Genomic DNA, 2,399 nt, shown 5'->3' with positions numbered 1-2,399 from the left:
ATCTTATACAACTCTCTCTGTAAAATTTTCGTGTTAAAAACATTTGATTCGATCTGATTTCGCTGATATATCTCATTTATAATTGCATAATTGCTTTCTAAATAATCTTTTGTAATTGTTTGTTCTTCACTTAAACAAAGATCCCTCTTAGAAGGCTTTGCAAATGCATTTTTTCCACTTTCTTCAATATTACCCGTAATCATATTTACAGAAAGTTCATTTATATTTCTTTTACGAATAGTAACCTGTTTTCTATCCGCTAAAGCTTTTCGCCCCCTAGGTGTCATAATCAATTTATTCTGTGAAGTGATAATATACTTCTGTTCAATCATATCTACTATGGCTTCTTTTAATAATTTAAACTCCACCCCCATAATTGCAGATATCTCATATACATCAGCCACTTCGATATCAATTAATTTTAATATTGTTTCAAAAAACAAATTTATTTCTGTTACTTCCTTTGTTAAACAGGTAATACCTATTTCACAATACGGAATAAATATACTCTGTCTTTTAATTAAATGAAAATTTTTTAACTCCCGGGGAAGTTTTCTCGATACTGCTGCTACTAATTGTTTCATTTCTTTTCTCCTACTTTTCTATAATGCGACACCCTTCAGATTCTGTAATATATTTGATAATTTCAGGAAATTTATTTCCTCTGATTTTATAATTATCAAGAAATTTCATATCTCCAACAATAATCAACAAGCATCTTGCTCTAGAAAATGCAACATTAATTCTAGCTTCTGATTTCAAAAAGCCAATACCGTATTTGTTTCCACTACTTCTAACAGTAGAATACAGAATAATATCTTTTTGGCTACCTTGAAATGCATCTACAGTATCTACGTCAACCTCAATATGCTTAAAGGAATGTTGTTTTACCATTGTTTGCAAAATGTACTTTTGCGATCCATATCCTGTAATTACTGCAACCTTAGTCCTTTTGACAAGTTTAGAATCTAATTCCAATAGTTTTCGTTCAATAATATTTCGCTCAAGATAATTTTGATATGATTTTTTTCCATTATTATCAAATTCCTTTTCATACCGCTCTTTTATCGAATACTTGGATGTACTAATCCACTCAATTGCAATTCCCTCATATCCTTCTATACACAATTCTCTATCCTGCGCCTCTACTCCATTTTGGATCTCATCATTATAAAACACATGACTAATCAACGTACCAATAGTTGGGTGCATTCTATATTGTATAGTAAGACGATGTTTATTATCCTCTGGAAACATATTATACATTCTTTCAAAAATACCTTGCGCCAACCCCTCCTCATCAAGTTTTTCCTTATTATTTCTAATTATTTCAGTATCTAAAACAGGTGGTAGTTGTTGATGATCACCTACCAATATAATTTTATGTGCCTTATTTAACGAAACTGCTAATTCAGGAAACGTTGCCTTAGCTGCTTCATCTACAATAACATAGTCAAATTCAACATCACGTATAATCCTGTTTGACACAAATCCTGTACATGTACCAGCAATAATTACCGTACTTTTAATAATATAAAGTTCTACTTCATCACACTTTTTTAATTGTTCTGTCCATTCTCTCTGAATCTCCAGTATTTTTCTTGTCCTTTCTGACTTTACCCCTTTTGTTTTTTTTATAAAATTTTCAACAAACAATTTATCTTCTACTGAAAAATCCATGTTTTCCACTTTTGAATTTTCCAATTTCAAAAAATATTTTTCAAACTCCTCTTCTGGAATTCCAATTTCCTCAAGTGCATTTTTAGTATAATCATTACATATTCTTCTAACATTTTGATACCATTTTTCCTTCACATCATTAATAGAATACTCTTCTCTTATTTCCTCATTTAATTTTTCATCTCTTCCAATACGAAGCAAATCAGGTCTTTCGTCACTTTCCCTAATTAAATCTTCTAACATTTTATCTACTGCTGGATGCGATTGAGAAACTAGTAACACCTTCTTAGGTTCAACATCTGGATTCTTTTTGTTTGCTTTCAGTATTTGTAAAATAATTTCGATAATAACATTCGTTTTTCCTGTTCCTGGAGGACCTTGAATAATTGCTATAGAATCTGCATCTAATGCTTTTTTTATCGCAGTCCTTTGTGGAAAATCTAATTTCTCATTAAACATATGTATCGGTTTCGAAATAACATTTACAGACGGGGGCTCCACACCTGAAATTATTCTCTTCAAATTAAAAGAGCACTGATAATCTTCTTTTTCCAGAACATTTAAAGCATCTAACTGTCTTTCAACATTAATTTTATCTTTCCTATAATCTAAACAAATAAAACCGCTTGCTGGCAATCCTATTGTTCCTTGCTTATTTTATTTCTAAAACTACTTGATTTTTCTCATAAATATCATTTTTCATAAGTACCTACTGTCAC

Annotated in this window: 2 protein-coding genes; both read right to left on the bottom strand. The window is 30.5% G+C overall.

Annotated features, from left to right (window positions below; translation table 11 throughout):
* Positions 1–584, bottom strand: a 584-nt coding sequence (locus tag DXA93_RS17430; protein WP_147399564.1) for a hypothetical protein, incomplete at its 3' end; no start/stop codon positions are given.
* A gap of 10 nt (positions 585–594) precedes the next feature.
* The gene (locus tag DXA93_RS17425) at positions 595–2,316 is read right to left on the bottom strand and encodes an AAA domain-containing protein (RefSeq protein ID WP_119208894.1); all 1,722 of its coding nucleotides are present in this window, start codon (positions 2,314–2,316) and stop codon (positions 595–597) included.
* Between the last annotated feature and the right edge of the window lie 83 nt (positions 2,317–2,399).

The organism is Blautia sp. OF09-25XD (genome assembly GCF_003482095.1).
GTDB classification, from domain to species: Bacteria; Bacillota; Clostridia; order Lachnospirales; family Lachnospiraceae; genus Fusicatenibacter; species Fusicatenibacter saccharivorans.
Note: the sequence above shows the minus strand (reverse complement) of the source record. Positions and strands in the feature narration are given on the sequence as shown.